A 4,688-nucleotide genomic window follows, 5' to 3' on the forward strand; every position below is an offset into this window, starting at 1 on the left:
GGGGAGTAGGAGGGGACCGGCGTCGAGGAGGGTGAGCGATCAGGACGTCTTCGGGCGGGGGAGGAACTCCCTCACCCGAGCGAGGAGTTCGGCAGCGCCGTCGAGCCCCCTCGTCACCGCCGTGGCCAGCCACGCCTCCGCCTCCTCCGTCTGCCCCCGATCGGCGAGCATGGCACCGAGGTTGAGCGCGGCCCGGGGGTGCCCGGCCTCGGCTGCCTTGCGGCACCAGAACTCCACGTGCGCGTGGTCGCCGCCCCGTTTGGCGAGGTAACTGGCGAAGCCGAACGACGTCTTCGCGTCCGCCTCCTGTGCGGCCCGATGCCACCATTGCTCGCCCTCCTCGTGATCACTCGGTCCGGTGAGGAGCAGGAGGCCCAACAGGAAAGCAGCTTCGGGCCGTTCCCCTGCGATGGGACGGAGTCTCTCCGCCCCGCGATCCGGCCGTGCGAAGTCGATGAGTTGGTCGGCGACTTCCAGGGCGGCCTGGGGATGTCCTGCGTCGGCGGCCTGGCGCAGCCAGGAAGCGGCCTCTTCCGTCTCGCCTCGATCGGAAAGCAGACGGCTGAGATTGAAGGCGGAGACGGAGAATGCGGGGGCGGAGACGCGCCACCAGCGCGCCGCTTCGTCGAGGTTCCCGTCGATGAAGTATTGCGTGCCAAGGTTGTGGGCGGCATCAATGCGGCCAGTGTCGGCCATCCACCGCAGAAGGGTTCGCACCACGTGTGTCATGCCCGCCTGTCGGACCACGGCGACGTAGGAGTAGATCTCCTCGGTGTTGTCGGGGGCGCTCAGTAGTTCGAGGAGGAGCGTTCGGGCTTCCGAGGAGCGGTCGTCCTCGATCAGCAGGCCGATCAGATTGAGGCGGGCTTTGATGTCTCCACCGGTTGCGGCCCGTCGGAACATCTCCTCGGCGAGGCCAAGGTCCCCGTCCGCGCGATGTAGGGCGCCGAGATTGTTGAAGGAACCGAGATACCCAGCTTCACCTGCACGTCGGTGCCATTTCTTGGCCTCGTCGAGGTCACCCCGATCAGCCAGCCACGCACCAAAGTTGAACATCGCGACCCTGTGACCGGCCTCGGCCCCCTTGGCGTACCAGACCGCGCCCTCGGCCTGGTCGCCTCGTCGGCTGAGGAGAACGCCGAGTTCGTTGGCGGCCTCCGCATTGCCCGCTTCCGCGGCCATCCGCCACCACTTCTCGGCGTCAGCGAGGTCGCCACGCTCCTCAGCGGCGTTGCCCAGGATCTCTGCGGCTCGATCGTGGCCACGCTCGGCGGCTCGGCACAGCCACAGTTCGGCTTGGTCGTCACCGCGCAGGCGCAACAGGTGACCGAAGACGTACATCGCTTCCGTGTCACCCGCCATAGCGGCTCTCCGCCACCACGGTTCCGCCTGCCCGCTGTCACCACGCTGATGCAGGAGCGTCGCAAGGGTCCTGATGGCAGGGACATAGCCGCCCTCCGCAGACCTTCGCAACCAAGTCTCCGCCTGCTGTTCGTCTTTCTGGGCTCCGGGATGCCGGAAAAGGTTGTAGGCGGCCGCCGGCAGCCCCGCCTCCGCAGACGCCAGCCACCATGCCCTGGCCTCGTCGGCCTCGCCTCGAACCAGCAGGACCACTCCGAGGTTGAGCTGCGCGACGGGACTCCCGGTCTCGGCCAGAGGGCGCAGCAACGCTTCGATCCCCGCCAAGTCCTTCATCTGGAAGAGTTGCGCCGACGCATAGTTGACGATCGCTTGCTGGCTCCCTGCCTCCACAAGCGGACGCCACGCTTCCTCTGCGAGCGCCCATTGCCCACTGAGGGACGCCGTCTGCGCGATCAGCGGGCGCGTACGGTCGTCCGCCTGCCTCAGGGCCGTGCGCCACACCTCTTCCGGGACGTCCGGCGCGTCGGGGTCGCGGGCCACGGAGTCGACGAGGTAGTCGAAGGGCCGCTTGGCGTTCTCCTCCTCGCCCTCCATCAGCAGGCTGGCGACGCCGTAGCGGATGCGGGTGGCCCAGGTGACGGCGTCGGCGTAGGGCTCGGGGCGCAGGGCGGGGCCGCCGAGGGCGGTGAGGTAGCGCTCGTGCACCTCGCGCAGCAGGGTCTCCGGAAGGTCGCCGATGAGGCCGATGCGGGCGAGGTCCACGGCTGCCGCGACGAGCGCCGCGCCCCGTGGATGGCCGCCCCTGGTGGTGGCGCGCTCGGCGCGGCGCCATTCGCCGAGGAGTTCCGGTCCGGCCGCCAGGTACTCGGCGATCCCATGGGTGCCGTGCCGGGCGTGGGCCTCGACGAGGCGACTGTCGTCGGTCTCGGCCACCCGGTCGAGTTCGGTGTCGCTCCACAGCCGCCGGACGACGACCGGTTCCACCATGTTGAGGACGCGCAGTCCCCTCTCGGCGGCCATACGGCCGGCGAGACCCTCGCCGTCGGCACCGTCGGCCGCCTCGCGCAGGGTGTCGTAGCGCTCGTCCCGCAGGGTCGCCAGCACCACGAGCCCGGCGTCGGCCAACGCCGACAGCAGGGACGGTTCGAGGCCGCCTGGGCCGAGGTAGTGCTCCAGGTCGTCGAGCCAGAGCACGTGCCGGTCGTAGGCGGGGCCGCCCGCGGGCGGCCGTAACACGCGGAGGTCGGCGCCCCAGGGCGGGGCGAGGAGCAGGTGTCCGGGCAGGACGGCCCGTGCCGCTTCGAGGGCGGTGCGGCTCTTGCCCGCGGTCGAGTCGCCGGTGAGCAGCACCAGCCCGCCCCAGGCGGCCGCCTTCCTCAGCCGGTCCCGCACCCGGTCGTCGATGTCGCGGCGGACGTAGGGCGGCAGCGTCGACGCGTCCGCGCCACCGACGCGGGCTCGATGGACGCCCAGTCCGAGGGGGTCGGTGTCGCGCACGGGCTGCCAGGTGCCGAGGGCGGCGACCGCCTCCGTTTCGGCGGCGGCGTACGGGGCGAGGTCTCCTCTCCCGTACTGCGTCGCGATGCCTCCGGTGGCGGCGAGGACATGGGCGGGCTCGTCGGGCAGCCGGGGCACCAGCACACCGGCATACGAATCCCCGGTGCCCCCGCCTGCCGCAGACCGGCCGGCGCCCGCGAGGGGACCGGGGGCCGACGACGCGGCGTTGCCGGTGGCCGAGGACCGGCTGGAGCCGATAGCCGAGGGCCCGGCAGAGCCGGTGACCGAAGACCGGGAAGAGGCGGCAGTCGACGGTCCGGCAGAGCCGGTGACCGAGAGCCGGGAAGAGGCGGCAGCCGACGGCCCCGCAGAGCCGGTGACCGAGGACCGGGTGGGGCCGAGGGCCGAGAGCGCGGCCGGGGCGGTGCCCGGCGGCGCGGCGGGGCAGGTGGCAGGCGGCGCTGCGAGCAGCGTGCGCAGTTCCTCGGCGGCTCTGACGCGCTCCGCCGGGTCCAGGTGCTCCAGGCGTTCCTCGAAGCGGGTCTGCCAGGCGGCCTCCTGGCGGATGCGGGTGGTGTCGTCGGGAGCGGGCGCCGACGTCAGGGCGGCGGCGGTCCTGTCCAGGCGGTCCAGCTCGGCCCGTTCCCGCTCGGCGTCACCGCGGGCGAACCACGCGGCCACGGCCCGCCGCAGCCCGGCCCAGGCGTCCGTGTGCGTGCCCGTGCTGCCACCCGCCGCCCGTACGACCGCCGTTCCCCCGGCCGCGGTCAGTGCCGCCCACGACTGTTCCGGCATCCTCGTCCCCTCCCCCGGCCGCCGACCTCGCCAGAACCGTATTACCCGCTCCGGGGCCGCGCAGCGGTATCGGGGGAGAACCGCCCACGCCGGACGGTGTCCCCGAGCGGGGGAAGTGGCCGGAACCGGCGAATCGATGGAAAAGAGGGTCGCTTTCCCAGCAGAAAGGGTCCTACAATTCCATGGGTAGGATCCCGTATTCTTCTGCCCGCTTCCACCTTCCCTAAACGCAAAGGTTTCGCGAACAACAAGGGGCGCGATCCGGGCGGGTTCCGTGAGGGTTACGCGCATGTGACGGACTCCACAGCGCGCCCTTTTTGCAAGGGTATTTCCGGGCAAAACCTCACAGGTCAACCACCTGCTTGCGCGCCCGCTCGCGCCCGCGTGATAACACAGGCAGCGCCCATTCGTAACCCCGAGCGGCGATGCAATTCGAAATTCCGCTGGGTAAATTCAAGCCGTATGACTGCCGCACAAGCAGACCTGCACATCGCACACCTGGAATCACAACCGGAAATCGCCGAGGGGATTCGAATCGACCGCCCGGACGTGGCGGACGGCAGCGCGCTGTGGCGTATCGCCGGGGACTCCGGCACCCTCGACCTGAACTCCTCGTACAGCTATCTGCTGTGGTGCCGGGACTTCGCGGACACCTCGGCGGTGGCCCGTGACGAGACGGGGGAACCGGTCGGTTTCGTGACCGGGTACGTACGGCCCGAGCGGCCGGACACCCTCCTCGTGTGGCAGGTGGCCGTCGACGAGACGCACCGCGGGCGCGGACTCGCCGGGGCACTGCTGGACGGACTCGCCGCACGGGTCGCGCGACAGCACGCGCTGACCGCCGTCGAGACCACCATCACCCCGGGCAACACCGCCTCGGAACGGCTGTTCGCCGCGTTCGCCGAACGCCACGGCGCGAGCGTCGAGCGCACGGTCCTGTTCGAGGCGGGGGACTTCCCCGACGGCCCGCACGAGCCCGAGGTGCTGCACCGCATCGGCCCGCTGTCCCCCTGAGCACCGGTCTCTTATACACA

General features: G+C 71.0%; 2 protein-coding genes. One reads left to right on the forward strand and one right to left on the reverse strand.

Annotated features, from left to right (window positions below):
* Positions 1-39: 39 nt before the first annotated feature.
* Positions 40-3,654, reverse strand: coding sequence for a tetratricopeptide repeat protein (locus AOK15_RS15140; RefSeq protein WP_055516910.1), 3,615 nt, complete (start codon positions 3,652-3,654; stop codon positions 40-42).
* Between the two features lie 462 nt (positions 3,655-4,116).
* On the opposite strand from AOK15_RS15140, the gene ectA reads away from it, so the two are divergent.
* Positions 4,117-4,668, forward strand: coding sequence for a diaminobutyrate acetyltransferase (ectA, locus tag AOK15_RS15145; RefSeq protein WP_185093781.1), 552 nt, complete (start codon positions 4,117-4,119; stop codon positions 4,666-4,668).
* The last annotated feature ends 20 nt before the right edge of the window (positions 4,669-4,688 follow it).

This window comes from Streptomyces ossamyceticus (assembly GCF_001418475.1).
Lineage (GTDB): Bacteria > Actinomycetota > Actinomycetes > Streptomycetales > Streptomycetaceae > Streptomyces > Streptomyces ossamyceticus.

Bases quoted from the DNA above. Each gene is read 5' to 3' on its own strand.
- AOK15_RS15140 (WP_055516910.1), bottom strand. From the start codon at position 3,654: ATGCCGGAACAGTCGTGGGCGGCACTGACCGCGGCCGGGGGAACGGCG.
- ectA (WP_185093781.1), top strand. From the start codon at position 4,117: ATGACTGCCGCACAAGCAGACCTGCACATCGCACACCTGGAATCACAA.